The 22,681-nt window shown below is 70.3% G+C and carries 20 protein-coding genes and 1 other RNA gene; 13 read left to right on the forward strand and 8 right to left on the reverse strand.

Going from position 1 to position 22,681, the window contains the following annotated elements:
- Window positions 1–22: 22 nt before the first annotated feature.
- Both smpB and ssrA read left to right on the forward strand, forming a co-directional pair.
- A complete protein-coding gene (gene smpB, locus ACFYTE_RS29080) occupies window positions 23–508 on the forward strand; it encodes an SsrA-binding protein SmpB (RefSeq protein WP_388716563.1) in 486 nt (161 codons plus the stop codon).
- A gap of 93 nt (window positions 509–601) precedes the next feature.
- Window positions 602–1,000: a transfer-messenger RNA gene (ssrA, locus tag ACFYTE_RS29085) on the forward strand.
- A 141-nt stretch (window positions 1,001–1,141) separates the two neighbouring features.
- Here ssrA and ACFYTE_RS29090 read toward each other — a convergent pair.
- The 6 genes from ACFYTE_RS29090 to ACFYTE_RS29115 form a co-directional block, all read right to left on the reverse strand.
- Window positions 1,142–2,152 (reverse strand): LacI family DNA-binding transcriptional regulator, encoded by a 1,011-nt coding sequence (locus tag ACFYTE_RS29090; protein ID WP_388716566.1) that lies wholly within the window; start codon window positions 2,150–2,152, stop codon window positions 1,142–1,144.
- Window positions 2,152–4,419, reverse strand: a complete 2,268-nt coding sequence (gene yicI / locus ACFYTE_RS29095; RefSeq protein ID WP_388716569.1) for an alpha-xylosidase — start codon at window positions 4,417–4,419, stop codon at window positions 2,152–2,154. The genes ACFYTE_RS29090 and yicI overlap by 1 nt, the downstream gene beginning before the upstream one ends.
- Window positions 4,420–4,428: 9 nt before the next feature.
- Complete coding sequence (locus ACFYTE_RS29100) at window positions 4,429–5,253, reverse strand: carbohydrate ABC transporter permease (protein WP_388716573.1); 825 nt, start codon at window positions 5,251–5,253, stop codon at window positions 4,429–4,431.
- Window positions 5,250–6,215, reverse strand: coding sequence for a carbohydrate ABC transporter permease (locus tag ACFYTE_RS29105; RefSeq protein WP_388716576.1), 966 nt, complete (start codon window positions 6,213–6,215; stop codon window positions 5,250–5,252). The genes ACFYTE_RS29100 and ACFYTE_RS29105 overlap by 4 nt, the downstream gene beginning before the upstream one ends.
- Window positions 6,212–7,504 (reverse strand): extracellular solute-binding protein, encoded by a 1,293-nt coding sequence (locus ACFYTE_RS29110; RefSeq protein WP_388716579.1) that lies wholly within the window; start codon window positions 7,502–7,504, stop codon window positions 6,212–6,214. The genes ACFYTE_RS29105 and ACFYTE_RS29110 overlap by 4 nt, the downstream gene beginning before the upstream one ends.
- A gap of 153 nt (window positions 7,505–7,657) precedes the next feature.
- Window positions 7,658–8,773: an MFS transporter gene (locus ACFYTE_RS29115; protein ID WP_388716582.1), complete on the reverse strand. Its 1,116-nt coding sequence runs from the start codon at window positions 8,771–8,773 to the stop codon at window positions 7,658–7,660.
- 545 nt (window positions 8,774–9,318) lie between these two features.
- Here ACFYTE_RS29115 and ACFYTE_RS29120 point away from each other — a divergent pair.
- The 11 genes from ACFYTE_RS29120 to ACFYTE_RS29170 all read left to right on the forward strand — a co-directional run bounded on the left by ACFYTE_RS29120 (window position 9,319) and on the right by ACFYTE_RS29170 (window position 20,722).
- Complete coding sequence (locus ACFYTE_RS29120; protein WP_388716586.1) at window positions 9,319–10,290, forward strand: LysR family transcriptional regulator; 972 nt, start codon at window positions 9,319–9,321, stop codon at window positions 10,288–10,290.
- 1,098 nt (window positions 10,291–11,388) lie between these two features.
- On the forward strand, window positions 11,389–12,132 hold the full coding sequence (locus ACFYTE_RS29125; RefSeq protein WP_388716590.1) for a hypothetical protein: 744 nt from the start codon (window positions 11,389–11,391) through the stop codon (window positions 12,130–12,132).
- Window positions 12,132–14,330, forward strand: coding sequence for a glycosyltransferase (locus ACFYTE_RS29130; RefSeq protein ID WP_388716593.1), 2,199 nt, complete (start codon window positions 12,132–12,134; stop codon window positions 14,328–14,330). The genes ACFYTE_RS29125 and ACFYTE_RS29130 overlap by 1 nt, the downstream gene beginning before the upstream one ends.
- Entirely contained in the window at window positions 14,327–15,700 is a 1,374-nt protein-coding gene (locus tag ACFYTE_RS29135; RefSeq protein WP_388716596.1) for an acyltransferase, read from the forward strand. Before ACFYTE_RS29130 ends, ACFYTE_RS29135 begins: the two co-directional genes overlap by 4 nt.
- Window positions 15,701–15,896: 196 nt before the next feature.
- Complete coding sequence (locus ACFYTE_RS29140) at window positions 15,897–16,553, forward strand: hypothetical protein (protein ID WP_388716599.1); 657 nt, start codon at window positions 15,897–15,899, stop codon at window positions 16,551–16,553.
- Window positions 16,553–17,587 (forward strand): hypothetical protein, encoded by a 1,035-nt coding sequence (locus ACFYTE_RS29145; protein WP_388716602.1) that lies wholly within the window; start codon window positions 16,553–16,555, stop codon window positions 17,585–17,587. Before ACFYTE_RS29140 ends, ACFYTE_RS29145 begins: the two co-directional genes overlap by 1 nt.
- A gap of 125 nt (window positions 17,588–17,712) precedes the next feature.
- A complete protein-coding gene (locus ACFYTE_RS29150; RefSeq protein ID WP_388716605.1) occupies window positions 17,713–18,030 on the forward strand; it encodes a hypothetical protein in 318 nt (105 codons plus the stop codon).
- Window positions 18,027–18,812, forward strand: coding sequence for a putative T7SS-secreted protein (locus tag ACFYTE_RS29155; protein WP_388716608.1), 786 nt, complete (start codon window positions 18,027–18,029; stop codon window positions 18,810–18,812). Before ACFYTE_RS29150 ends, ACFYTE_RS29155 begins: the two co-directional genes overlap by 4 nt.
- A gap of 217 nt (window positions 18,813–19,029) precedes the next feature.
- The gene (locus ACFYTE_RS29160; RefSeq protein WP_388716611.1) at window positions 19,030–19,305 is read left to right on the forward strand and encodes a hypothetical protein; all 276 of its coding nucleotides are present in this window, start codon (window positions 19,030–19,032) and stop codon (window positions 19,303–19,305) included.
- A gap of 111 nt (window positions 19,306–19,416) precedes the next feature.
- The gene (locus tag ACFYTE_RS29165) at window positions 19,417–20,028 is read left to right on the forward strand and encodes a hypothetical protein (RefSeq protein WP_388716614.1); all 612 of its coding nucleotides are present in this window, start codon (window positions 19,417–19,419) and stop codon (window positions 20,026–20,028) included.
- Window position 20,029: 1 nt separating this feature from the next.
- Window positions 20,030–20,722, forward strand: a complete 693-nt coding sequence (locus tag ACFYTE_RS29170; protein ID WP_388716617.1) for a hypothetical protein — start codon at window positions 20,030–20,032, stop codon at window positions 20,720–20,722.
- A 66-nt stretch (window positions 20,723–20,788) separates the two neighbouring features.
- Here the strand turns inward: ACFYTE_RS29170 and ACFYTE_RS29175 are convergent, their stop codons facing one another.
- Window positions 20,789–21,313 (reverse strand): hypothetical protein, encoded by a 525-nt coding sequence (locus ACFYTE_RS29175; protein ID WP_388716620.1) that lies wholly within the window; start codon window positions 21,311–21,313, stop codon window positions 20,789–20,791.
- 447 nt (window positions 21,314–21,760) lie between these two features.
- Window positions 21,761–22,681, reverse strand: a complete 921-nt coding sequence (locus tag ACFYTE_RS29180) for a MauE/DoxX family redox-associated membrane protein (RefSeq protein ID WP_388716623.1) — start codon at window positions 22,679–22,681, stop codon at window positions 21,761–21,763.

Raw genomic sequence — 22,681 nt, forward strand, 5'->3', positions numbered from 1 at the left:
TGGTGCGAAAATGGTCGGCACTATGGCTAAGGAAAAAGGGCGCAAGCTGATCGCGCAGAACAAGAAGGCGCGGCACGACTACCACATCCTCGACACCTTTGAGGCCGGTCTGGTCCTCACCGGGACCGAGGTGAAGTCGCTGCGCCAGGGACGGGCCTCGCTGGTCGACGGCTTCGTGCAGCTCGACGCGCGCGAGGCGTGGCTGTACAACGTGCACGTGCCGGAGTACACCCAGGGCACCTGGACCAACCACAGCGCCCGCCGCAAGCGGAAGCTGCTGCTGCACCGCGCGGAGATCGAGAAGCTGGAGGCCAAGGCCCAGGAGACGGGTCACACGATCGTGCCGCTCGCGCTGTACTTCAAGGACGGCCGGGCCAAGATCGAGATCGCGCTCGCCAAGGGCAAGAAGGAGTACGACAAGCGCCAGACGCTGCGCGAGAAGCAGGACCGGCGCGAGGCGGACCGCGCGGTGGCGGCGGCCCGGCGCAGGCAGCGCGGCCAGTCCTGACCGGCCGGCGGGAATACGCTGGCATCCGGGTGCGTTGGTCACGTACGATGGCAGCGCACCCCGGGGCGGGTGCGTGACTTGAAAAGTCAATATGGGGATGATCGGTTTCGACAGCGGTTGTCGAAGCAGGGGAAGCGTGTCGAGGAAGCGGCCATGATCTCGTAAACCACAGGCCGAAAAAAATAATCGCCAATACCAAGCGCGATTCCTCCCAGCAGGCCTTCGCCCTCGCTGCCTGATAGGCAGCCAGAGCGAGCCTCCTACTAAAGGGAGTGTCAGCCCGGGGCTGTTCCCGACCCGGATCCTGGCATCAACTAGGGGACTAAACCTTGATCCCGGTCACGGGGTGAAGAGGGAAACCAAACAGTGACTGAGCCCGTCGGAGACTTGTCCGCGTGATCTCCGGGGCTGAGAAAAGCGCAGCGGACTGCACACGGAGAAGCCCTGGTTCCGCACCGTTGGACGCGGGTTCGATTCCCGCCATCTCCACACATACGACAGGCGATGTGCGCCCGCGGACTGCGCGGGCACACATCGCCTTCGTCGTTGTCACGAGCCTTCGTCGTTGTCACGCGGCTTCGCCGCGCGAGCGGGGGCTTCGCCACGACGGGCCCTCGTCATGGCGCACCGCACTCAGGGCGCCGTGCGGGGCCGGGTGGTGGCGCGTTCGGTCAGGCGGGGGACGAGCAGCGTCGCCTCCGGGATCTCGCTGCCGGCCAGCTTCCCCATCAGCAACTCCACCGCCCGCTCCCCGAGTTCGGCGGACGGCAGGGCCACCGACGTGACCGGGACGCGCAGCGACTCGGCGAGTTCGTCGGGGCAGATCGCGGTGACGGACAGATCGCCGGGAACCCGCAGCCCGAGCTGTCCGAAGGCGTCGATCAGCGGTTCCAGCACCGCCTCGTTGTGCACGACGACCCCGGTCAGCGCGGGCTGCTCGCGCAGCAGCCGCTCGGCGACCCGGCGGGCCGCGGCGGGCGTGGCCTCGCACGGGTGGACGGCCGAGACGAGCCCGCGCCGGTCGGCCGCCGCGGTGAAGCCCCGTACCACCCGCTCGGCGAACGCCGTCCGGCGCACATACACCTCGGGCGGCGAGCCGACCAGCGCCACGACCCGGTGCCCGAGCCCCGCCAGCCGTTCCACGCACAGCTCGCCTGCCGCCTTGAAATCGAGGTCCACGCAGGTCAGGCCCGCGGGCTCGGCGGGAAACCCGATCAGCACGGACGGCCGGCCCAGCGAGCGCAGCAGCGGCAGCCGGGGGTCGTGGAGCTGGACGTCCATCACGATCAGCGCGTCCACCAGCGCGGTGTCCGCGACCCGACGCAGCCCCTCCTCGCCCTCCTCCTGGGTGAGCAGCAGCACATCGTGGTCGTGGCGCCGGGCCGTGGTCACCACTGACACCGCGAACTGCATGACCACCGGCACATGGATGCCCGCGCGCAGCGGGACCACCAGGGCGAGGACGTTGGAGCGGCTGCCGGCCAGGGCGCGGGCGCCTGCGTGCGGGCGGTAGCCCAGCTCGCGGATGGACGCCGCGATGCGCCGCCGGGTCTCCTCGGAGATGGGGCGCTTGCCGCTCAGGGCGTAGGAGACGGTGCTGGGGGAGACCCCGGCGTGCCGCGCCACATCGGTGATCTTGACCATCAGCCCAGCTCCACCGTGAGGAACCCGGTACCGGCCCGGGCCCGCGCGGTCCGCTCCCCGGCCGCGAGCGCCCAGGGCCGCGAGGGGTCGCCGGCCGAGGCCCGCAGCGTGTCGCCCTCCCGTACGACGGTGAAGGTCACGTCCCCGACCCGCACCGTCACCTGTGCGCCGCGCGCCGGCCGGAACGCGCGCAGCGTGACCCCGTCGGCGTGGTCGTAGTCCGGCCGGTCGTCCACCGCGCCCACCGGGATCACCGCCCCCGGCCGCACGAGCAGCGGCACGCTCAGAAAGCCGTGCCGCTCGCGCACCCAGCGCGGCCCGGTCACCGTGCGCCCGTCGGCGAAGCGGGTCCAGGTGCCCTCGGGCACGTAGTACGTCACGTCCCCCTCGTCGCTGAACACCGGCGCGACCAGCAGATCCGGGCCGAGCATGTACTGCCGCTCCAGATGCGCGCACCCGGGGTCGTCCGGGAACTCCAGGACCATCGCCCGCATCACCGGCACACCCTCCTCGTGGGCGGTGCGCGCCGCTTCGTAGAGGTAGGGCATCAGGCGCAGTTTGAGCCGGGTGAAGTGACGCAGCACATCGACGGACTCCTCGTCGAACAGCCACGGCACCCGGTACGACGACGACCCGTGCAGTCGGCTGTGCGAGGACAGCAGACCGAAGGCGATCCACCGTTTGAACAGCGCGGGCGTCGGGGTGCCCTCGAAGCCGCCGACGTCGTGGCTCCAGAAGCCGAACCCGGACAGCCCCAGCGACAGCCCGCCGCGCAGCGACTCGGCCATCGACTCGTACGTCGCCTCGCAGTCGCCGCCCCAGTGCACCGGGAACCGCTGGCTCCCGCTGGTCGCCGACCGCGCGAACACCACCGCCTCGCCCTCGCCCCGGTGCTTGCGCAGCACGTCGAAGACGGTGCGGTTGTAGAGGTAGGTGTAGTAGTTGTGCATCCGCTCCGGGTCGGAGCCGTCGGCCCAGGCCACGTCGAGCGGGACGCGCTCGCCGAAGTCGGTCTTGAAGCAGTCGACGCCCTGCGCGAGCAGCGCCTCCAGCTTCGAGGCGTACCAGTCGCGGGCGGCCGGGCTGGTGAAGTCCACCAGCGCCATGCCGGGCTGCCACAGGTCCCACTGCCACACGGCGCCGTCCGGCCGCTTCAGCAGATGACCGAGGGCCTTGCCCTGCGCGAACAGCGCGGAACGCTGTGCGATATACGGGTTGATCCACACGCAGACCCGCAGGCCGCGCTCCTTCAGACGGGCCAGCATGCCCTCCGGGTCGGGGAACACCCGCGGGTCCCAGCGGAAGTCGCACCAGTGGAACTCGCGCATCCAGAAACAGTCGAAGTGAAAGACGGACAGCGGCAGTTCGCGCTCCCGCATGCCCTTGATGAAGGACGTCACCGTCTCCTCGTCGTACGACGTGGTGAACGACGTCGACAGCCACAGCCCGAACGACCAGGCGGGCGGCAGGGCCGGGCGGCCGGTGAGGGCGGTGTACTTGCGGAGGATGTCCTTCGGGGCCGGGCCGTGGATGACGTAGTACGTCAACTGCTGTGACTCGACGCTGAACTGGACCCGGGACACGGACTCCGAACCGACCTCGAAGGACACCTTGCCGGGGTGGTCGACGAAGACGCCGTAGCCGGCGTCCGTGAGATAGAACGGGGCGTTCTTGTAGGCCTGTTCGGTGGCCGTGCCGCCGTCGGCGTTCCAGATGTCGACGACCTGGCCGTTCTTGACCAGCGGCCCGAAACGCTCGCCGAGACCGTAGACGCCGGTGCCCACCTTGAGGCCCAACTGCTCGCGCAGATAGTGCGCGCCGGTCGCGTCCCGCATGATGCCCATGCCCTTGGGGCCGCTGCCGGTCAGGGTGCGCCCGCCGGCCAGGAAGTCGACCCGCCAGGGGCCGGTGCGGGCCACCCGGACCGACAGCGCGCCGGAGGTGAGCATCGCGTGCTCGTCGTCGTAGGAGATATGCGCCGCGCCCTCCTGCCGCCGCACCTCGAACCGGGGGATGCGCGGCTGCTCGCCCTCGAAGTGGGTGAACGTGATGCCGATGACATCGGGCATCGGGGCATGGACGCTGATCGTCACGACCGGTCCCTTCAGCAGGTCGCCACGGTGGCGGACGGGCTGGGTCGGCGCGTGGATCTCCAGCGTGCCTCTCCCGGAGGGGGTGTCCCCAGCGGCGGTGACGTCGAGGACCTCGACCGGATGGGCCGCGGTGACGCCCTCGCGCAACAGCCAGTAGCCGTCGGTGAACTTCACAGGGGCTCCCTACTTGACGGCACCCGCGGCGAGCCCGCGGATGAGCGTGCGCTGGAAGACGAGGAAGAAGACGACCGCCGGCAGCACACCGAGCAGGGCCGCCGCGCTGGTCATGGTGGCGTCCATCAGCCGCTGGCCCTGCAGGACGCCGAGCGCCACCGACACGGTCTGGTTGTCGTTGGAGACCAGCATGACCAGCGGGAGCAGGAACTCGTTCCAGGTCCAGACGAAGAAGAACACCAGGAGCACGCCGAGGGTGGGGCGGCTGACGGGGACCACGATCCGCCACAGCACCTGCCACTTGTCCGCCCCGTCGATGCGGGCCGCCTCGATGATCTCCCGTGGGAACCGGCCCAGCACCGAGGAGAGGAGATAGGTGCCGAAGGCCGCCTGGATCACCGTGAACACGATGATCACGCCGATCCGGGTGTCGTACAGGCCCGCCTGCTTGCTCAGGTAGTACAGCGGATAGACCAGCGCCTCCTGCGGCAGCACGTTGGCGAGCACGAAGAACGCCAGCACCCAGGTACGGCCCTTGATCCGGCCGATGCCGATCGCGTAGGCGTTGAGCACCGACACGACCACCGCGAGTACCGCCACCGAGCCGCTGATCAGCACGGAGTTGAGGAGCTTTCGGCCGTAGTCGACGCGCTGCCAGAAGTCCTTCAGACCCTCCAGGTGGACGCCGTCGGGCAGGCTGAGCGGGCCGTCCTGTGCGTACTCCGCCGGTGACTTGACCGCGTTGACGGCGACGATCACGAACGGCACCACCATGAACAGGGCCGCCACGCACAGGGCGATCAGCACCGGGTAGCGGCGCAGCACTCCGGTCATGCCCGGCTCCCTTCCTCGGCGTCCTCCGCACGGCTCTGGAACCTCAGCCCGAGCAGACTGAGGGCCAGGATGAGGACCGTGAGCACGGTGGAGATCGCCGCGCCATAGCCGACCTGGGTCTTCTCGAAGAAGGTGGTGAAGGAGAAATAGGAGGGCACGTCGGTCGCCCCGCCGGGCCCGCCCTTCGTCAGCACGTACACCGCGCCGAACACCTTGAGCGCGGCGACGGTGCACCAGGTCAGGACCACATGGATCTCCGGGCGGAGCTGCGGCAGCGTGATGTGCCGGAAGCGGCGCCACCAGCCGGCGCCGTCCAGCTCGGCCGCCTCGTACAGTTGCGGGTCGACGCGTTGCAGGCCCGCCATGAAGACGACCAGCGGGAAGCCGAGCTGCACCCACACCATCACGCCCATCACGCTGTACAGCGCGAGGTCCGGGTCGCCGAGCCAGTCCTGCCGCCAGGAGCCGAGCCCGACGGCCTTCAGCAGGGCGTTGAGCGTGCCGTCGTCCGGGGCGAGGATCCAGCTCCAGACGATGCCGGCGACCGCGATCGGCAGCACCTGCGGCAGATAGAAACAGGCGCGCAGCACCACCACGACCCGGGAGCCGAAGTGCTTGCCGATGTAGTCGAACAGCGCGGCGGCCAGGACGAGTCCGAGCGCCGTCGGCAGGAGCGCCATGGCGACGACCATGAACAGGCTGTGCCGGAACGAGGCCCAGAACTCGGTGTCGCCCAGCAGCTCGCGGTAGTTGGCGAGCCCGGACCAGTCGGGGCTGCCCACCCCCTGCCAGTCGGTGAGGCTCACACCGGTGTTCATCAGGAACGGGACGACGATCACCGCGAGGAAGGCCAGGACCCCCGGCAGCAGGAACAGCGCGTGGGAGTCGCGGCGGCGGGGCGGGGTTCCGGCGCGGTGCCGGGCCTTCGCCGGCCGCCCGCCGCGTGCGACGGTGACGGTCATCGCCCCGGTACGCCCTTGTCGTACGCCTTCTGCAGATGGCTCAGGTAGGCGTCCGGCCGCTCGCTGTCCGTGATCAGCTTCTGGGTCTCGGAGACAAGGGTGTCGTAGAAGCCGGGGACCGGCCAGTCGGGGTAGAAGGCCAGGCCGTCCCGGGCGGAGAGGGTGTTGAAGTCGGAGATGAGGGCCTTGGCCCTCGGCTCGGTGATGGCCGAGGTGTCGGCCGCGACCGGGACGGCGCCCTTGTTGCCGAGCAGGTTCTGGATCTTCTTCGACAGGGTGATGTCGATGAAGTCGTAGGCGAGTTCCTTGTTCTTCGCGGCCTTGGGGACGACCCACAGATTGCCGCCGGAGCCCAGGGTCAGGTCCGAGCCCGGCCACAGCGAGGTGTCCCAGTCGAACGTCGCCTCGGCCTCGAAGCGGCCGAACCACCAGCTGCCGGAGAACAGGATCGGCGCCTTGCCCCGGATCCAGGACACGCCCGCGTCCTCGGCCTTCGCACCGCTGGACGTCCTGCTGATGTAGCCCTTCTTCACCCAGTCCGCGAACGTGGTGGCCGCGTAGGTCCAGGCGGGGTCGTGGAAGTCGGTCTCGCCCTGGTACAGCTCGTACGCGTCGACCCAGGCGCGGTCGGCCCGGGAGAGGGCCAGTTGGTACAGATACTGCTGGGCCGGGTACTCGGCGCCCGCGTTGGCGAGCGGGGTGACGCCCTTGTGCACGAACGCGTCCATGGCGGCGGTCAGTTCGTCGAACGTCTTCGGCTCGGCGATGCCGTACTTCGCGAACAGGTCCTTGTTGTAGAAGACCATCGTGTACTCGGCGTAGTTGGGCACGCCGTACCACGTGCCGGAGCCCATCACGCCGTTCGCGTCGTACCGGCTGGTCGTGCGGACGCCCGCGCTCAGCTTCTTGTCCCAGCCGCGTGTGGTGGCCTGGGCGGTCAGATCGGTGAGCAGGCCCTGCTTGGAGAGCAGACCCGCCGTCGCGTTGCCCTTGTTGTACTCCATCAGATCGGGCGCGTCGGAGGAGTTGAGCACCATCGGCGCCGTCTTCTGGATCTGTTCGAATCCCTTCTCCTCGAACTTCACCGTGACACCCGGGTGCCGGGCCTCGAACTCCTTGACGGCCTCCTTCCAGGCCACGCCCATCGCGCTGTTGGGCGCTTCGTAGTGCCACAGCCGCAGCGTCCTGCCGTCGGAGGAGCCGTCGTCCGAGCCGCCGCAGGAGGTCAACAGCAGGGACCCGGAGAGGATCACCGCAGCGGCCGCCACACGCCTTCGTGCCGTCAACATCCTGTGCCTCCAGGGGAGTCGGATGGTTCTGGGGTCGCCGTGCAGCGGGGCACCGGTCCCGTCGAACCAGTTCGATGCGCGGCGTCGAAGCGCTTCGACGGGGGAAGGTAGGTGAGGCCCTTGAGTGCGTCAATGGGCGCGGCGAGAATTGATTCAAGCGGTTCGACGGGCTCGCCGCGACCATCGCGGCCGGGCGGTGGCCGAGGCGATCAGCAGCGCGGTGCCGGCCGCCGCGGCCGGCACCGCGAAGCCCGTCGTCGGCGAGGCGTGCTGTGCGGCCCAGCCGCCGCCCGCGGAGCCGCAGGCGATGCCGAGGAGCAGCCCGGTGACCACGAGGCTCATCCCCTCGTTCAGCCGGCCCTCGGGGGTCTGCCGCTGGACCAGCGTCATCGCGGTGACCATCGTCGGCGCGGTCGCCATGCCCGCCACGAGCAGGGCCGCCGCCAGCGCCCACAGCGATCCCGAGACGCCGGCCGCGAGCAGCGGCAGCAGCATCAGCGCGGTCATCGCGAGCAGACACCTCGGCAGCCGCGCGCGGGCCGGGCCCCGCGCCCCGTACCACAGCCCGGCCGCACACGAGCCCGCCGCCTGCAGGGCGAGGACCGCCCCGGCCGCGGACCGGTGGCCCTGCCCGTCCGCGTAGGCGATCGTGACGACCTCCATCGAGCCGAAGACGGCGCCGGTGGCGACGAAACAGACCAGCAGCGGCGGGAAACCCGGGGCGCGCAGCGGCGAGCGGCCCCGGCGCACCGCCCGCGGCGGCGGCTCGGTCGCCCGCTGCGCCGCGAACACCAGCATGCCCGTCAGCAGCAGTACCGCCCCGGCGAGCGTGCCGGCCTCGGGGAAGAACGTCCCGGTCAGGAAGGACGCCAGCACCGGGCCGAGCATGAAGCACAACTCGTCCGCGGCCTGTTCGAAGGAGTTCGCGGTGTGCAGGGCGCCGGGGTCGTCCCGCAGCAGATGCGCCCAGCGGGCCCGGGACAGTCCGCCGATGTTGGGGGTGGTGGCGGTGGCCGCGTACGCGGCGAACAGGGTCCAGTTCGGGGCGCCGTAACGCACGCACAGCAGCAGGGCGAGGCTGCCCAGCACCGCGCACACCGTGGCCGGCACGGCGACCCGGGCCTGCCCGTGCCGGTCCACCAGCCGCGCGAGCCACGGCCCGGCCACCGCCGTCGCCCCGAGACCGACCGCGGTGACGGCGCCGGCGAGCGCGTACGAGCCCCGTGCGCCGGCGATCATCACGACGGCGCTCACGCTGAACATGCCCATCGGCAGCCGGGCGATCAGGTTCCCGACGGTGAAGGCCCGGACCCCGGGGCGGGCGAAGAGACGACGGTAGGGGGCCGACGGGGTCGCCCTGCCGGGGGCTCGGTCGGCCCTCTGGCGAGAAGGCTCGGGGTGGGTTCCGACGGGGGCCGGGGCCGTTGTCCGGGCGGGGGGTTCGGACGGTGCTTCGGGGGACGGCTCGGTGTGTGCCCCGGCGGGGACCGGGGTGGCTGTTCGGCCGGCGGTGTGGGTCAGGGGCTCGGGGGCTGTTCGGGCCGGTGGTGCGGTGGGTGGCTTGTGGGGTGCTGGGGGCCGTGACGCGGGGGGTGTCGCGGGTTCCGCGGGTGTGTCGCGGGCCGTTTCGGTCTGCTGCCGAGGCGGCGCTGCGGCGGCCGGTTGCGCGCGCGCCTTCGGGGGTGTCTCGGGGGACGGCCCGGTCTCGGGTTCGGCGGGGGTCGGTGGCATGGGGTCACCGTCGTCCGGGGGCGGTCCCGGGGTCCAACACCTGTTCGGTGCGGATTCACGCACATCCGTTGTAGATTCCGGGTGTGCCCGCTCCCGCCCACCTCGACCCCCGCCTCCTGCGCGCGTTCGTCACCGTCGCCGAGGAACTGCACTTCACCCGGGCCGCCGCCCGTCTGTACATCGCCCAGCAGGCGCTGAGCCGGGACGTACGGCGGCTGGAGCGGGAACTGGGCGCCGAACTGTTCCTGCGTACGACCCGGCAGGTGACGCTGACCGCCGACGGCGCGCGCCTGCTGCCGTACGCCCGCCGGGTGCTCGCCGCCCAGGACGACCTGCTCGCAGCCGCCGGCCGGGCCCGGCCCCTCCTGGTCGACCTGAACTCGCCGGGCCTGGCCACCGGCCGCCGCGTGCTGCACCGGGCCCGCGAGCTAGCCCCGGAACACGAGCTGATGGCCCGCTACGAGAGCGGGCTGACCGGGGCGGCGGCCGAACTCCTCGCGGGCCGGCTCGACGCGTCCTTCGGCCGGTTCGCGGGCCTCGACCCGGTGCTGCGGGCCGGACTCGAACAGCAGCCGGTCCGCTATGAACCCATGGCCCTGGTGCTGCCCGACGACCATCCGCTGGCTTCGCTGGAGGCGGTGCCGCCAGCCGCGCTCGCGGGCGAGACCGTGTACGCCGGGGCCGGCAATCCGCGCACCCCCGAGTGGACCGACCTCGCGCGTCGCCTCTTCGAGGGGTGGGACATCCGGCTCGCGCCACCTCTTCCGCTGGCCGTCGGGGACGAGGAGTTCGAGCGGATGATGGCCAAGACGCGGAACCCGATTCTCGCCGTAGTGGACTTTCCGGCCATGCCACGGACGGTTTTGCGCCCGCTCGTCGATCCGGTCCCGCTCTCGCCCGTGTCACTCGTGTGGCGAAAGGGACTGGTCCACCCCGGATTCGATGCGCTTCGGCGGGCGGCGTCCCAGGTCGCCGCGGCGGAGGGATGGCTGCGGCGCCCCGCCGGGGGATGGATTCCGGCCATGGACGAGGATGTGATGTGCGCCGGGAACTGATACGCGGTGACCACACATCCTCCGCGTACGCTACATTCGTGGCCCGAGCACGCTGTGGTAAAGGGGGCGCTCGGGCCGGGTGGGGGCTCGGTTCGATCGACGGGTGCTCGGTGTCGTGAGCGCACCCGGAACTGTCCCGTGGGGGGATGTGCGCGCGTGAAGAAGTGGCGAGAAGACGCCCAACCAGAACGGTCCGACGTCGCAGCGACGACCCGGAACCTTCCCATGGCAGGGGGCGACACCCGGGCACTCCCGGAGAGGGGAAGCACAACCTCCCTCCGCGCGGACCGGGATCCTCACAGCGGGCCCGACGACGCGTTCGACGGCTGGTTCGTCAGCGAGTCCGGTGGCCGGTCTGTCAGCGATTCAGGTGGTCGGTCCGCCGGCGAATTCGGCGGCCGGTCCGGCGCAGGCCCGGACGGCGGGTCCGAGGGCGGGTCGGCGCAGGAGCGCCAGGTGCCGGAGAAAAGGTCCGGGACCGGCGCCGGGACTGGATCCGGGGCCGGGCCCGAGGCCATTGCGGGCGCGGGGCGCGGGCGTTTTATATCCGATGCCGAGACGACCGCGGTGCTGCCCACGACCGGAGCGGGCGGCCCGGCCAGGCGCGGCGATGCGGCCGACCTGCCTGGCCCGGCCATCGGCTCCGCGGGTCCAGCCGGTTCCGCCATCGGCTCCGCGGGTTCCGCCGTCGGCTCCGCCGGTTCTGCCGTCGGCTCCGCCGGTTCGGCGGGGCTTGTGCGGGATGCCGGTCCTGGTGGTTCGGCGGGGCTTGTGCGGGACCCTGGTCCGGCCGGTTCCGCGGGGCTGGTGCGGGGCGCTGGTTCCGTGGGGCGCGTGCGGGATGCCGGTCCTGGCGGTGCGGCGGGGCTTGTGCGGGATGCCGGTCCTGGTGGTTCGGCGGGGCTTGTGCGGGACCCTGGTCCGGCCGGTTCCGCGGGGCCGGCGCGGGGGGCCGGTTCTGCCGGGCTTGCTCGTACGGCCGGTGCCGCGGCGCCCTCGGGGTCGCTGCGTGACCCCTGGGACACATCCCTCTCGGTCCTTTCGACCGGGTCCGAGGGCGGCGCGCCGACCACGGACCCGGCCCACGATCCGCACGAGGTGACCGTCCAGCTCGATGCCGTACAGCTGGGCGACGCCCGGCTCCACCCGGTCGAGGGCGCCCGCCCCGGCGGCGGCCAGGACGGCTCCGACCGACCGGTCTTCGTCGACGAGTCGGGACGCCGCAGCCGCCGTTTCCGCCGCCTCGGCATATTCGTCGGCCTCGCCTGCGCCGTCTACGCCGTCGTCATCGTCGTCACCCTCCTGTCCGGCAGCTCGGACGCCCCCTGGCTGCCCGTGCCGGGCGAGAACGCCGACCGCCCGGCGGGCAAGGTGGACACCTCCCCGCTGCCCGCCGAGTCCGTCCGCCCCTCCGGCACCGGCAGCGCCACCCCCGGGGCCACCCCCACGGCCGGCGACGGCACCACCCCGGCACCGGGCACGGGCGCCGCCCAGCCCGGCGCCACCACCAGCCCCGGCGGGCCCGGCACGGCCACCGACCCGCAGCCGACGGCGACCAGATCCGCGTCCGGTTCGGGCGCCGGCGCCGGCGGCAGCGGCAGCGGCGGCGGCCCGACCGCAGGACCCAAGCCCTCCACGGAGCCGCCCCCCTCGGCCTCGCCCGACCCGAGTGACCCCGTCGACCCCGGCGGCCCCTCACCCGACCCCTCCGAGTCCGCGGCCGCAGGCAGCGCCGGCACCGGCGCGTTGGCCGGCGACTCGTCCGCCCCGGCGCCGATCGCCCAGGAGTACGGCTCCACGGCATCGTCCGCCCCCGACCCGTCCCCGGAGCACAACCTCTGATGGCACCCCGCACCCGCCGTCACCGGGCCGCGATCGGAGCCCGTGACGGCTCCCGGCGCCGCCGCGTGCCCATGCGCCTGCTGCTGCCCGTGCTCGTCCTCGTCGCCCTGATCGCGATGCTGATGCTGCGCGGCTACGTCCACAGCGAGATCCTCGCCGACCACCGCATCCAGCCCGAGGCCGCCGCCGACCGGGTGCCGGAGAAGATCATCGACGGCGGCCCGGTCATCGACACCCGCGGCGGTCGCACGGCCAGCCTGCGCGTCCCCGACCACCACCTGGTCCTCACCTTCGACGACGGCCCCGACCCGACCTGGACCCCGAAGGTCCTCGACGTACTGAAGAAGCACCACGCGCACGCCGTCTTCTTCGTCACCGGCACCATGACCTCCCGCTACCCGGACCTGGTCAAGCGCATGGTCGACGAGGGCCACGAGGTCGGCCTGCACACCTTCAACCACCCCGACCTCTCCTACCAGTCGAAGAAGCGCATCGACTGGGAGCTGTCCCAGAACCAGCTGGCGATCACCGGGGCCGCCGGGATCCGCACCTCGCTGTTCCGGCCGCCGTACTCCTCCTTCGCCGACGCCATGGACAACAAGTCCTGGCCGGTCACCGAGTACATCGGCAGCCGCGGCTACATCACCGTCGTCAACAACACGGACAGCGAGGACTGGAAGAAGCCCGGCGTCGACGAGATCATCCGCCGTGCCACCCCGCACCACGGCAAGGGCGCCATCGTCCTGATGCACGACTCCGGCGGCGACCGCCACCAGACCGTGCAGGCCCTGGACCGGTTCCTGCCCGAACTCCAGGAACGCGGCTACCGGTTCGACAACCTGACCGAAGCACTCGGCGCGCCCAGCGCGCTCACCCCGGTCAGCGGCGTCGACCTGTGGAAGGGCAAGGCGTGGGTCTTGCTGGTGCGCGCCGCGGACGACATCACCGGCGTACTCGTCGTCGGCCTCGCGGTGATCGGCACCCTGGTCATCGGGCGCTTCGTGCTGATGCTGCTGCTCTCCGGCGCGCACGCACGCCGGGTGCGCCGCAAGGGCTTCAGCTGGGGTCCGCCGGTGACCGAGCCGGTCTCGGTGATCGTCCCGGCGTACAACGAGGCGAAGTGCATAGAGAACACCGTCAACTCGCTGATGGCGAGCCAGCACGCCATCGAGGTCATCGTCGTCGACGACGGTTCGACGGACGGCACGGCCCGGATCGTGGAGGCGATGGGCCTGCCGAACGTGCGCGTCGTACGGCAGCTGAACGCGGGCAAGCCGGCCGCGCTCAACCGCGGCCTGGCGAACGCCCGTTACGACCTGGTCGTGATGATGGACGGCGACACCGTCTTCGAACCGGCCACGGTCCGCGAGCTGGTGCAGCCCTTCGCCGACCCGCGCGTCGGCGCGGTCGCGGGCAACGCCAAGGTCGGCAACCGCGACTCGCTGATCGGCGCCTGGCAGCACATCGAGTACGTGATGGGCTTCAACCTCGACCGGCGCATGTACGACATCCTGCGCTGCATGCCGACGATCCCCGGCGCGGTGGGTGCGTTCCGCCGGTCGGCCCTGGAACGGATCGGCGGCATGAGCGACGACACGCTGGCCGAGGACACCGACGTCACCATGGCCCTGCACCGGGACGGCTGGCGCGTCGTCTACGCCGAGAACGCGCGCGCCTGGACGGAGGCCCCGGAGTCGGTCCAGCAACTGTGGTCGCAGCGCTACCGCTGGTCGTACGGCACCATGCAGGCGATCTGGAAGCACCGCCGCGCCCTGGTCGAACGGGGCCCGTCGGGCCGCTTCGGCCGGGTGTGCCTGCCGTTCGTGTCGCTGTTCATGGTCGTGGCCCCGCTGCTGGCGCCCCTGATCGACGTCTTCCTCCTGTACGGGGTGGTCTTCGGCCCGACGCAGAAGACGGTCGTGGCCTGGCTGGGCGTCCTCGCGATCCAGGCCGTGTGCGCGGCGTACGCGTTCCGCCTGGACCGCGAACGCATGACCCACCTCATCTCGCTGCCCCTGCAGCAGATCCTCTACCGCCAACTCATGTACGTCGTGCTGCTCCAGTCCTGGATCACGGCGCTCACCGGCGGCCGGCTGCGCTGGCAGAAGCTGCGCCGCACGGGCGTCGTCGAGGCACCGGGCGGACCGATGCCGCGCCAGCGGGCGCGCAGCAGCAGTGATCGGAGGCCCGTGGCATGACCCACGGATACACGACCGGGACCGGCGCCGGCCAGGAGCCGACGCCGTCGTACGGCATTCCGCAGCAGCGGGCGACGGGTTCTGCGGCTGGGGTTGCCGGTGCATCTGGGGTTCCCGGTGCCGCTGGGGCATATGGGGCTGGTGCTGGTGCTGTGGTCGGTGCTGCCGGTGCCGCTGTGGCCGCCGGTGCTTCTGGGGTGGGCGGTGCTGCCGGGGTGGCCAAGACGCCCTCGGGTCGCGACCGCTACCTGGACCTGCTGCGCTCGATAGCCCTGGTCCGCGTGGTCGTCTACCACCTGTTCGGCTGGGCCTGGCTGACCGTGCTGTTCCCGTCGATGGGCGTGATGTTCGCGCTGGCCGGCTCCCTGATGGCACGCTCGCTCAAACGCCCGGCGCTCGGGGTGATCCGAGGCCGGATCCGTCGACTCCTGCCGCCGCTCTGGGCGTTCAGCGTGGTGGCGCTGGCGATGATGTTCGCGGGCGGCTGGAACCCGGTGAAGGACCCGGACAACGGCGGCACCTGGGGCCTCGTCAAGCTGATCGACTACATCATCCCGATCGGCGCCCCGCCCTTCCCCTGGCACATCGGCTCGAAGTCGGGCCTGCTGGAGGACACCTGGGCGGTGCAGGCGGCGGGCCCGCTCTGGTACCTGCGCGCCTACCTGTGGTTCGTCGTGGCCTCCCCGCTGCTCCTGTGGGCGTTCCGGCGCGCGCCCTGGCCGACCCTGCTGGCCCCCCTCGGCCTGACCGCGATCCTCGGCACGGGCCTCGTGACCATCCCCGGCGAGACCGGCAACGCGGTGACGGACTTCGCGGTCTACGGCGGCTGCTGGGTCCTGGGCTTCGCCCACCACGAGGGGCTGCTCAAGCGCATCCCCCGCTACCTCGCCGTCTCCTGCTCGGCGCTGATCATGGCCTTCGGCCTGTGGTGGGCCTCCGGCCATCTGGGCCCCGACGGCTGGGACCTGAACGACATCCCGCTGGCGCAGGCGATGTGGTCCTTCGGGTTTGTGGTCATTCTGTTGCAGTACTCGCCGTCCTGGCCGGAGCTGCCGGGCCGGCTGGCGCGCTGGGACAAGCTGGTGACCCTGTCCAACAACCGCGCCGTCACCATCTACCTGTGGCACAACCTGCTGATCATGGCCACGGTCCCGATCATCGACCAGGCGTACAACCTGCCGTTCATGCAGAGCGAGCGGGCCACCGCGGCGCTCGACTCCACCTACATGCTGTGGATGTTCTTCCTGGTCTGGCCGCTGATCGGGCTGGCGATCGTTGTCTTCGGCTGGATCGAGGACTTCGCGGCGAAGCGGAGCCCGAGGCTGTGGCCCAACGGCGCGAAGCGCTCCGCAAATCGCCGCAGAACGTGACCGCCCGCGCGGCCACCCTCGGCACCGGCCATGTCACGGAACGGTCAGCAACGCCCCTGCCGATGACGCCGATCGGTCCACCTTGCCCCGCTTCGCGCATCCCGCGCGGGCGGGGCGAGTCATATCGCCCTGGTGTGCCCGCACTCGATCCGGCTACCGTGTCCACCCCACTCAACTGCCCCACCAGGAGCCCACCGTGACCCGCCGCACCCGCCTGCTCACGACAGCCGCCGCCGGAGCGACGGCCGCACTGCTCCTCGCCGGGTGCGGCGGCAACGACGACGACACAACCCCGAACGGCAAGATCGCCGGCGCAGACACCACCCCCACAAAAACCACCTCCCCAACCCCCACCCAACCAACCCCCTCGAACCACCCGAAGATCACCCTGCCGTCGGACCTGACGTACACCTTCGACTGGCCGAAGACGGGCGACCCGGACAAGGACGCGGTCCTGTCGGACAGCGAACAGTCCATCAAGGCGGTGGACCTGGCAATCGTCAACCAGAACGCACTCGACGACGCCTACCTGTACTACTACGAGGGGGAAGCGGCCGCCGGTACGCAGAAGTTCATTCAGAACTATGTGGACCACAAGGCCAGCCTCACCGGCGCCTATCGCTTCTATGCTCCTGAGGTGGCTGTCGCAAAGGACGGAACGGCGTCACTCACCTACTGCGAGGATCAGGGCAAGGCATACGTCAAGTACCTGGACACCAACAAGGTCAAGAAGACCGAGGTCACTTCGAAGAGCTACGTCATTTACCACACGTCGCTCAAGAAGAACGGCAAGGGTGTCTGGACGATCCAGGAGATCAATTCTCAGAGTGGGAGTGCAAAGTGCCAGCCCTGATGCACAGACTCCAGACTCTCCCGCTGCTGCTCGCCACGGGAACCTGTCTGTCACTCCTTGCCGTCCCCGGCACTGCACACGCCGACGACACGCTCGACGGCAACACGCAGAACTCGTCCGAGCCGACCGCGAAAGGTGACAGCAGCCCCGACGGCACGATCTCGGCCAGCGCGTCAGGCGTGGTGTTCGACCGTTCCAAGAATGGGGCTGGTGGGGCTGTGGGGGCGCTGGTGTCCACCACCGACTGGGCCCCGCCTGCCTGTTGGTACGCGCCCAAGTACACGCCCGACCAACTCAAGGCGTACCTGGAGCCGATCTGGGCCGCCGACTCGACGGGTTACGAGTGGGACGCCCAGCAGCGCGACCGCTACGTCAAGGGCCACCCCTACACGGACTTCAACAAGGACAAGGCCGGCGACGGCTACTGGTGGGACTCGTACGTCAACAAGGACTTCCCGCCGGGCTGGGACAAGTGCAAAGAGCCGTACTTCTGGGTGGACAAGGGCGACCCCCCACCGGCCGACATCCAGAACGCGGTGACTCCCGAGATCCTTGCCGAGCTGGCGTACAACGAGATCCGGGTGCCGAGCACGACGGTGGACCTGGCCCCCGCGGATACCACGAAGGTCAACCTCCCCACCTGGGCCTGGCTGGACGGCGCCAGGTTCAGGCCGGTATCGGTGACCGCTTCCGTTCCGGTCCTCGGCATCGAGGCGACGACCACGGCGGAACCGGTCTCCCTGAGGATCGACCCCGGCACTGCGGACGCGGTGACCTACCCCGCGTCCGGCGTCTGTGAGATCAACAACCAGCGCATCGGTGAGCCGTACGCCAAGGGCAAGTCCGAACAGACACCCCCGTGCGGAGTGAAGTACCTGCGTTCTTCGGGCAACGGCTCCTACCCGCTGAAGGCGACCATCACCTGGCAGATCCACTGGACCGGCACCGGCGGCGCGGGCGGTGATCTGGGGGAGGGCACGTTCGGCGCCACCCAGAACGTCGTCGTCCAGGAAATCCAGGCCGTCAACAGGTGAGGGGTGTCGCCGTCAAGGCGTAGCCCGCCCGTTGCCCCACCCGGAGGAACGGGCGGGCCGGTGTGCCCCGGAGGCGGATAGCGTGATTCCGCTTCGTCCGAGGGCACACCAGGGGAGCGGACCGCATGGCAGATCGACTGGCCGTCGACGACGACGAGTTGAAGCACTTCATGAGGCTGCTGAACAAGTCGAGCGATTCGTTGAAGGGCCTGCGCAGGGCGCTGGCCGACGCGACGGTCAGCGGCCTCGGCACCGATGATCTCGACTCGGCGTGCGAGGACTTCCAGGCGGACTGGAAGTACGGCACCGAGCGGATCGGCGAGCAGACCGAGTCCCTGGCGAGGATCATCGGCGAGAGCAAGGACAGTTACCGGGAGGTCGACAGGGCCCTGGAAGCGGCGCTGAGGAAAGGCGCGCACGGTACGGGCGGGGCCGTACGGTGACCACGGCTCCCGGCGCGGAGGCGAACCCGTACCCGCACCTCGGTTTCGACCCGGCCCCCGGCGACACCCACTCCGTGCGCGACCTCCACAAGAAGCTGGCCTCGTGCGCCAAGGTCCTGGAGGAGACGCACGGCCTGGTGACGCAGTTGATGGACGGCAGCCACTGGAAGGGTGACGCGGCGGTCGCCTTCCGGGAGGAACTGCGGGGCGGACCGCTGGCCCTCAATCTGAGGAACGCCGCGCACTCCGTCCGCAAGGCCGCCGGGCAACTGGTCCGCTGGGAGGGTGAACTCGACGACTTCCAGCGCCGGGCGGGCCGCCTGGACGCGGACGCGCGGGATGCGTGGGACGTCCTGGACAAGGCGAGGAGGCGTGCGTCCAGGGCGCGGAGTTCCCCGGCCCTGGGCAGGGAGGCCGGCCCCGGCCATGACGACGCGCAGAAGTCCCTGACCCAGGCGAACGCGGCCGTCGCGCATGCGCAGGCCGACCTGGACGCCATTATCCGCCGGGCGCGGAAGCTCGCCGAGGAACACGAGGAGAAGGCCCGACACCGGGCCACCAAGATCCAAACAGCAACAAAAAAACTAGCCCCCCAAACCCCACCCTTCCCAGCACCCCCCCCTGACCTGGCTAACAGACAACCTCCCAGACCTCCTCAGCTGGTCTGCGGCGTTCATTGGCATTGTTGCCCTCACCATGGCGACCGGCGGCACCGCCGCGGCCGTACTGCTGCTGTCTGCCTCAGTCCTGAGCGCCGGCGCCGCGGCGGGAAGGCTGGCTGACCCGGCAGTGCGTGCCTCGCTCTGGGACGGCTTCCGGCGCCAGGAGTTCGACGCGGATTTCTGGAGCAACGCAGTCGCAGTCACCGCAGACGGCTTGGGGATGCTGCCCGGGCTAGGTGCCGTCGCGAAGGGCACACCCGTTCTGATGAGAGGGGTTGGGGAAGCAGGTGAGGCGCTCACAGCCGGACAGAGACTCGTCGCAGCGGGGGACCGGACCATGGCGAGTGCGCGAGAGTTCACGGATCTGCACAACCCGATCACCACGTGGATCCTGGAGAAGGCGCCACGGCTGCGGCCAACGGTTGAGGCAACCGAAGCCGCCGCTCCCTGGGCCGGTTTCACTACAGCGTCCTACGGACTGGCGGCGAGCAACTTCGACGCGCTGGACAACGACGCTACAGCGAACATCGGTACCGGGATGGATGGCTACTTTCTCGGGCCGGTCAACGTGGGAGAAACAATCGATCTCGCTCGCCGGGTCTTCCGCTCCTGATCCAGTAGCGCTGATCACCTAGATCGAACGTGAGGCGACATTCCTATGAATTCCACCGACGGCGCCCAGGCTTGGGGCCACACGCCTACCCGACGCGCCTGGGTGAAGCACATGGCCATCAACGTAGTGGGGATCATTGGATGGCCCGCGGGCTGGCTCACGTTGCTCGGTGCGTCGATGTACACGCCGAACTGGGTCGTTTGGCTCTTCATGCCGTTTTTTCTCTACGGTTTCTACCGATTCTGCAACCAGTTGACATATTTCCGCTGGGCCGACCGTATGCGACGCGTCCTGCGTGAGTACCCCTGGCAATCGTTGGAAGGGGTACCGAGCGGTCTCGGTAAGCACCCAGCCGCTCAAGACGACGGCATGTGGTTTGAGTTCCGGAACCCGGACGACTTCGAGGAGAAGATTCCCTTGGTTTTCCTCAGGCACCAGCGATCGTACTGGTGGCTGAGACGCATGGACGGCCCTCGCGCCAAGCCCAGTCGCAGGGCTCAGATCGAACCCCTCTGGTTTGCCGGTGATCCGCGCTTCCTGGCGGTTGTTGCGGCGCCGACCAAGGACGGCAAGGCTCCCAAGCGCCTCTATCTTCTTTATCAGCGCTCGGTGTTCGACAGTGGTCGCACCCCTCAGGCATGGGAGGCCGGCACCGTCGACAGTGAGCGTGCCTGCCGGGCCGGCGCCAGATACGTGGCCCGTGGTTCACGCCCGCATGTTTAGCATGGGCCTCAACCGAAATCGTGATGCATCAGTGACGGCAGAAGATCAGAATCTCTGCGTCCGACCCGGCGCAGGAGCTGAAGAGGACGGCTTCTGGTTCGCCATTCCTCCGGGATTCATCTCGCTGCCCGTCGCTTCACCTCTCGCTTCGTCGGGCTCATTTGGGACACAAGAACTGAGCGCTGTCGTGGCGCCTTTTCTTTGCTCGGTGTCGGACGGGGCGACGCGCCGGAGGTTCGTCACAAGCCTGACGACCGCTCACCGGATGCTCTGCGCCTTGTGGTCGGAAGGAACGGTCCATTGTTCGCTCGGTCTGCATCGCGATGACACGGTAAATGACGACGGAGGCGTTCTGCTCTCCTTTTTCACGATCACTTGGATGAACATCTCTTGGGCCCCGCGAGCTGTCACTGCGGCCAGGGCCGTTACCACGGCCGAAGGGCATGGGAATATCGCGTACGACGAACTCGGCTGCGGCCCGGTCGCATTCAGCGAGACGCTACGCACGCCGAGGCCAGGCTCGGGTCTGCCGCAGACGCCGCTCCTCCAGATCTACGCACACGTGCCACACCCCGATGGCACGAGCCTGGTCCTGCTCACCTTGAGTACCACGGCGACATCTCACCGCGACGCCTACCGAACACTGCTTCGTCGGATCACGGAACGGGTCACCTTCGACGCCCCAAGGGGTTGACGGGCCCGTGGGTCTCCGGAGCTGGGCCGGGGGCCCGCCCCGGTAGGGGCGGGCCCGTTGGGTGGGTTAGCAGCCGCCGCAGTTGTAGTAGAGGACGTCCCAGTGGTTGCCCTCGTCGGCGTAGATGTTGCCGGCGCCGGACTGGTACTGGGGTGCGCCGTCGCCGCGGAGGCCGATGTAGGTGAAGTTGCCCTTGACGTAGTTGGTGAGGCAGGTGCTCTTGGCGTAGTCGAGCTTGTAGCCGTTCCAGTGCGAGTACGTGCCGCTGGCGTGCCCGGTCTCCGTGCCGCCGGTGATGTTCAGTGCACAGCCGGAGGAGCCCTTGAGGGTCTGGGCGCCCTGCGCGGTGGCGAGGTTGAGCTGCTCGAAGGACGTACACGTCGGGTTGTTGCGGTCGGAGCAGTTCCCGGACGACGACCAGGTGATGCCGGACGAGCCGAACATCGAGGTGGCGGTCGCGTGGGAGATCTTGGTGACGGCGGCGACCTGGGCACCGTCCTGGGCGGCCAGGGCGTCCCCGGCGTCGGCGAGGACGGCGAGCCCGGGGGCGACGGTGAGGGCGAGGGCCGTGAGGGCGGAACGGATCTTCATGGGGGGACCTTTCCTGCGGTCGGGCCGTGCTTCCTATGGGGCGGCTGTGCAGGTGGTGCAGAGAGATGGTGCCCGAGGTCTACGCGTGTCCGCCAGGGGTGAGGGCGGAGAGGGTCGCTGCGTCGTGCCAGCGACATCCTGACCTCGACGCCTCGACGCCTCGACGCCTCGACGCCTCGACGCCTCGACGCCTCGACGCCTCGACGCCTCGACGCCTCGACGCCTCGACGCCTCGACGCCCCGACGGACGCGGAGCCTCGACGGACGCGAGGCCTCGACGGACGCGACGCCCCGACGCCTCGACGGACGCGGAGCCCCGATGGACGCGGAGCCCCGATGGACGCGGAGCCCCGATGGACGCGGAGCCCCGATGGACGCGGGGCCTTGCGCTCCGGGTCTCCCGCGCTGCCGCAGGCACACGGCACGTCGGCGGCCCACGGCGCAGCCTCAGGTCGCCATCGGCAGCGGGGTTCGCCGGGGCGGGGGAGCCAGGGCCTCGGCCGGAAGGATCTCTTCCGTCTCCTCGTCGACCAGGGAGACGCGGATCGCCGGGTGGGGCGCGGAGGTGATGTCCGCCGTGATGTCCAGGGCGAACAGCACGCTCACCGGACGGGAACCGTGGGCGTCCGCGTATGTGCCCGCGTAGCGCAGCACCCGCCAGCCGTCGTCGTCCCAGTGGTCGAGCAGCGCCGAGCGGACCACCGGGCGCGCGGTCTCCCAGGCCACGGAGCGCTCCAGCAACTGCACGGTCGCGTCGACCGGTACGCGCTCACCGCCCGCCGACGGCAGCGGACTGCCGAACACCCGCAGCCGGGCCCGGCGCAGCGGCATCAGCCACAGGTGGTCCAGGTCCGAGGAGACGGCAAGCAGCAGTGCCGCCGCGGCCAGGAGCAGGACCGTGGAGGCGGCGGGGCGCCCGGTGAGCGTCGACCACCAGGCGGTGTCCGCGGTGGCCGCCACCAGGCCGCCGGCCACGACGAGCCCGGCCCGGGTGAACGACCGTACGCCGATGGGGCCTTCGGAGCGGGCGCTGCATCCGCAGGACGACTCGGGTGCGGTCGCCCTGGCGTACGCCAGGTAACCGGTGAAGCCGAGGCCGAGCACCGCCGTGGCGAGGCCGGGAACGGCCGCGGCGAGACCGGGAACGGAACCGGTGGGTACGGCCAACAGGGCGGCGGCCAGGACGAGTTCGACCCCGCCCACGGTCCGCAGCGCCAGCGTGGCCCGCCGGCCGTCGTCGAGTACCCGTATCAGCACGGTGTCGGCGGCCAGTTGGGCGGTGCGCCGGCCGAACAGCTTGGCCGCGCCGGTCAGTGCCAACAGCACTCCGCACACCAGCGGCGCCAGGTCGGAGAGGAGCGGGATCAT

The sequence above is a fragment of the Streptomyces sp. NPDC004629 genome, from assembly GCF_042873595.1.
Taxonomy (GTDB): Bacteria; Actinomycetota; Actinomycetes; order Streptomycetales; family Streptomycetaceae; genus Streptomyces.

Excerpts from the sequence above, each read along its gene's own strand:
- smpB (WP_388716563.1), top strand. The coding sequence starts at position 23 with ATGGCTAAGGAAAAAGGGCGCAAGCTGATCGCGCAGAACAAGAAGGCG.
- ACFYTE_RS29090 (WP_388716566.1), bottom strand. The coding sequence starts at position 2,152 with ATGGTCAAGATCACCGATGTGGCGCGGCACGCCGGGGTCTCCCCCAGC.
- ACFYTE_RS29100 (WP_388716573.1), bottom strand. The coding sequence starts at position 5,253 with ATGACCGGAGTGCTGCGCCGCTACCCGGTGCTGATCGCCCTGTGCGTG.
- ACFYTE_RS29105 (WP_388716576.1), bottom strand. The coding sequence starts at position 6,215 with ATGACCGTCACCGTCGCACGCGGCGGGCGGCCGGCGAAGGCCCGGCAC.
- ACFYTE_RS29110 (WP_388716579.1), bottom strand. The coding sequence starts at position 7,504 with ATGTTGACGGCACGAAGGCGTGTGGCGGCCGCTGCGGTGATCCTCTCC.
- ACFYTE_RS29115 (WP_388716582.1), bottom strand. The coding sequence starts at position 8,773 with ATGGGCATGTTCAGCGTGAGCGCCGTCGTGATGATCGCCGGCGCACGG.
- ACFYTE_RS29130 (WP_388716593.1), top strand. The coding sequence starts at position 12,132 with ATGGCACCCCGCACCCGCCGTCACCGGGCCGCGATCGGAGCCCGTGAC.
- ACFYTE_RS29135 (WP_388716596.1), top strand. The coding sequence starts at position 14,327 with ATGACCCACGGATACACGACCGGGACCGGCGCCGGCCAGGAGCCGACG.
- ACFYTE_RS29145 (WP_388716602.1), top strand. The coding sequence starts at position 16,553 with ATGCACAGACTCCAGACTCTCCCGCTGCTGCTCGCCACGGGAACCTGT.
- ACFYTE_RS29150 (WP_388716605.1), top strand. The coding sequence starts at position 17,713 with ATGGCAGATCGACTGGCCGTCGACGACGACGAGTTGAAGCACTTCATG.
- ACFYTE_RS29160 (WP_388716611.1), top strand. The coding sequence starts at position 19,030 with ATGGCGAGTGCGCGAGAGTTCACGGATCTGCACAACCCGATCACCACG.
- ACFYTE_RS29165 (WP_388716614.1), top strand. The coding sequence starts at position 19,417 with ATGGCCATCAACGTAGTGGGGATCATTGGATGGCCCGCGGGCTGGCTC.
- ACFYTE_RS29170 (WP_388716617.1), top strand. The coding sequence starts at position 20,030 with ATGGGCCTCAACCGAAATCGTGATGCATCAGTGACGGCAGAAGATCAG.
- ACFYTE_RS29175 (WP_388716620.1), bottom strand. The coding sequence starts at position 21,313 with ATGAAGATCCGTTCCGCCCTCACGGCCCTCGCCCTCACCGTCGCCCCC.
- ACFYTE_RS29180 (WP_388716623.1), bottom strand. The coding sequence starts at position 22,681 with ATGATCCCGCTCCTCTCCGACCTGGCGCCGCTGGTGTGCGGAGTGCTG.